The organism is Herpetosiphonaceae bacterium, assembly GCA_036374795.1.
In the GTDB taxonomy this organism is placed as follows: domain Bacteria; phylum Chloroflexota; class Chloroflexia; order Chloroflexales; family Kallotenuaceae; genus LB3-1.
This window is the reverse complement of sequence record DASUTC010000146.1, coordinates 1-3,453: the sequence shown is the minus strand read 5'-3', so window position 1 is coordinate 3,453 and position 3,453 is coordinate 1. Positions and strand designations below refer to the sequence as shown.

The window sequence follows — 3,453 nt, the reverse complement described above, 5'->3', positions numbered from 1 at the left end:
GCGCATTGAGCGCCCTCGCACCCAGGAGCCGCCGCATGGATACAGGTATCCTGATCGTCATTGGAGCCATTGGGCTGATCGTTGTGCTTGGCTTCTTCGTCGCCCTGAATCGCAGCTGGGGTAGCTTTCCCACCCGCGCGGGAGGGTACGCGCCTCAGCCCTCCGATATGCCTGCACCCGCGTCGTTGCCGGTCGCGACCGGCGACAATGCCGCCGACACGGAGCCGATCGAGCCGGATGATCAGCCGGTCGCGCCTATTCCCATCAGCAACCCGATGGTCAGGCGCGCGGTTGAGACGGCTATCGCCAACCATAGCCCAGTGAGCCGCTACATTCTTCGCCAGGGCAACGACCTGTACTTCTCGTTCGATACGATGCCTGATCCTGACCAGCGTCGGCAGGCGTATCACCTGATGCGGCGGTTCGAGGCCGGTGAAGATGTTGATATCGGCGCGCTCATGCGCTTACTTCGGCAGATAATCCAGTGAGGGACGAAAGCACAAAGAGCAAACCGAGAACCAAGAACCGGAAACTCGAAACGCGGAACTTGAAGCTGAGAGAGGCGTCGATCGATGGCAAACACCGGCATCCGCTATACCGCAGAGATCAAAGATGTGCGGGAGGTTGCGCTGTATGGCGTGGCCGACCTGCCCTTCTGGCGCGTGATCCTGCGACGCGAAGGTCTTTTCCCATATAACTCCGGCGGTAACGCCGAGCTCGTGCTTAGCGCGACGGCGCTGGCCTGGAAGGGATTTAAGTTTCGGGAATGGATCGCCACGGTGGCGATCTGTGCTGAGGAGCATGAGGCGCAGCATGACGGATTTTACCTGGCGCTCGCCTTCAACACATCGCGCGTGCTGGCTTTTGCCGAGCGGCGCTTCTTCAAGACACCCTACTACCACGGCAGCGTGCACGTCGATGAGCAGACGCCCGCGCTGATCGACGTGAGCGAGCGACGCCGGACGCTGTTCAGGGCAGAGATGGAGCAGCCCCGCGCGCCGGTATCCGTCGACGACGAGGCATGGAGCGGCCCGGTCTTCCTGCCCAACAGCATGACGAAAAATCACTCGCAGGGGCAGAAGTTCTTTGTGAGCGTCAGCGGCGAGCAGGCGATCTATGCTTTCTCCCCCACGACGGATCGCCTTGCGCTCAGCGCATCCGAAGATCATGAGCTCTTCCAATGGCTGATCGACTCAGGCTTTACCGCGACGGAGTGGCGCATTCGCGGCAGCGCCGAGCACGCACGATCGCAAACCTACGACCGAGCGTTTCAGGCCGCATCTCGTGCAGGCGGCTGAGCAGCGCAGCGAATGGCGATTGCATCCAGCGCATACCTATGCCATAATAGCCGTCGCTCGTGAGCAGACGCGGAGCCTACCCGCTCGCGCTTCGTCTGCCGCGCGTTCCCCCCAAAGCGTCCAACCGCTAGAGAGTTGCGAACGCCGATCGGTTACGATTGGCGGACGAGCTGCGCGCTATGCCGCGATTCTGGCGTTGCCCCGTGCACGTTGGACCAGCCCATTCGTCATGGTAGAGGAGGACCTGTATGAACGGAACCGAAACCGTCGGCATCTGGATCAACAAGCGTGCGCTGGCGAACCTGGAGCTGCCTTTCAGACACAATCTTCAATCCAAAGATGCCGGATGGCAGATCGAAGTGCTTGAGGCGGGCAGGCTGACGGCACGCTTCCAGAACGGACATCAGGATCACTACGATGTCGAAAAAGGTGACATCATCTTTTCCAGCGGCGAGGAGCTGTATCTGACGCTTCAGCGCACGGCGAAGACCGCCCGCTCAGACGCATCGACGCAACGGCTGGCGGCTGCCGAGAGCCAGAGCGCGAGCCAGAAATCAGCCAGCGCCCAGGAGTCGCAGGCGACACGGAAGGGTAAAAAGACAGCACGCTAGAAGGCCCGCCTTTTGATCACGATCGGCGTATTCTCGCCAGTCATAACCTGCGCCTGTCAGGTCTAAAGGAGTCAGACGATGCCGATACCAATCGATGTGCTTAATAATCTCGCAAAAACCCTCCGTATCGACCTTACGGGTCCGGCACAGCCAGCGCCGGGCCAGACGGCGACGGCTCAGATCGTGCCGCAGCTCTCGGATATTGGCGTCACCGAAGTGCTGGACGGCGTGGTCAATGTCACCTGGATCACCAAAGATGTTCGCTTCAGCACAGCCAAGCTCGAACCGACGCTGGCGGCAGCCGGTCTTGACCCGAAGATCCTGGGTGGTATTCCGCTGGGCGGCATCACTCCGCTTGAGGGCGTGCCCGGCCTCCTCGGTCAGCTCACCGGCTCGATCCCGCTGCCGACGACGACGACGGTGCCGATCAGCGTCGAGGTGGAGTGGAGCATCACCGACGAGCGGGGAACGACGCTGACGCTCGGAACCGATTTTCTCGCTCCCGAAGGTCTGACGAATCCCACGGTGTCAGTGATCTTTGCACCCGAAACGGCGGAGCTCACGACCGACAATCCGCTTCCGGCTCCGATCCGCCGGAATCTCAACGCGCGCGTTCGGCTCACGGCGAGCGGGACTCAAACAGCCTTTATTCCGCTGCCGTCGATCCCGATCCTGGTTCCGGCGCTGCCGCTGCCCACGATTCTGGCGCTCTTTCTGCACACCGATTTCCAGGCGCGCAGCGGCGACGACGATGGCGCTGTGCTGATCGTCGTGCCTGCCAACTCGCCGTTCGGCAGCTTGCAGCAGCTTCAGCCGACGCTCAACCAGCTTCAGGGGGCGGCGTCCACGCTCGCATCGTTCGCGTCGTTTGCGGCGTTCGTGGCAGGACTCTCGGAGCTGACGGGAGCGCTGACCGCGCAGCCGTTCGTGCAGTTCCGCTCCACCAACGAGATCGGCAACCTCAACGATATTACGCTGATCCAGCGCGGCTTTTTCGAGAACGATACCGAGGCCGAAGATGAGCTGAGCTCGCTGATCTTTATTGGTCGTAAAGACAAAAAGGTGCAGCTCTTCAACGCCCGCGACTTCGATACCGACGAGGGCGCGTTTACGCTCACCATCGGGCGCAATCTGTTCGTCATCGTGCGTAATCTGCACAGCGCCGAGCCCGCCGAAGAGCCGGACGGCTCCTTGAAGGTCGACAAGACACCGCCGGGCGGCGTGTTCAACCCCGATCATTTTGGCGATGAGCTCTCCTCACTGCGCTTTGTCTAGCTCCGACGACCGCGCCCGGCCAGCGTCCGATACGGGCTGGGTGCGGTTCGTGCTGCCCGATGGCTGGCAGGATGTCGGGGTCTGGCGGGTGCGGATCGGCGAGACGACCGGGCAGCCGGGCGAGCGCATAGCTGCGCCGGTCGGCTGCGTGCGGGTGATCGTCGAGGCGGCGGTCGCGATGCTGGGCTTTCAGGGCGAGGGAACGCTGGCGATCGATGTCGAGGTGCAGCCAGACGGCCTGACGGAGATGACGCTGCCGCTCACGGTTT

5 protein-coding genes are annotated in these 3,453 nt (G+C 62.2%); all 5 read left to right on the top strand.

Annotated features, from left to right (window positions below; all coding sequences use genetic code 11):
- Positions 1–35 precede the first annotated feature (35 nt).
- Entirely contained in the window at positions 36–488 is a 453-nt protein-coding gene (locus VFZ66_10155) for a hypothetical protein (GenBank protein HEX6289544.1), read from the top strand.
- Positions 489–572: 84 nt separating this feature from the next.
- Positions 573–1,298, top strand: coding sequence for a hypothetical protein (locus tag VFZ66_10150; GenBank protein HEX6289543.1), 726 nt, complete (start codon positions 573–575; stop codon positions 1,296–1,298).
- 248 nt (positions 1,299–1,546) lie between these two features.
- Positions 1,547–1,909 (top strand): hypothetical protein, encoded by a 363-nt coding sequence (locus tag VFZ66_10145; GenBank protein ID HEX6289542.1) that lies wholly within the window; start codon positions 1,547–1,549, stop codon positions 1,907–1,909.
- Between the two features lie 78 nt (positions 1,910–1,987).
- Positions 1,988–3,184, top strand: coding sequence for a hypothetical protein (locus VFZ66_10140; GenBank protein ID HEX6289541.1), 1,197 nt, complete (start codon positions 1,988–1,990; stop codon positions 3,182–3,184).
- The coding region (locus VFZ66_10135) for a hypothetical protein (protein ID HEX6289540.1) at positions 3,177–3,453 on the top strand (277 nt) is incomplete at its 3' end. The genes VFZ66_10140 and VFZ66_10135, both read left to right, overlap by 8 nt.

What these genes read in the sequence shown, in the direction of transcription:
- VFZ66_10145 (HEX6289542.1), top strand. Translation starts at nt 1,547, where the DNA reads ATGAACGGAACCGAAACCGTCGGCATCTGGATCAACAAGCGTGCGCTG.
- VFZ66_10150 (HEX6289543.1), top strand. Translation starts at nt 573, where the DNA reads ATGGCAAACACCGGCATCCGCTATACCGCAGAGATCAAAGATGTGCGG.
- VFZ66_10140 (HEX6289541.1), top strand. Translation starts at nt 1,988, where the DNA reads ATGCCGATACCAATCGATGTGCTTAATAATCTCGCAAAAACCCTCCGT.
- VFZ66_10155 (HEX6289544.1), top strand. Translation starts at nt 36, where the DNA reads ATGGATACAGGTATCCTGATCGTCATTGGAGCCATTGGGCTGATCGTT.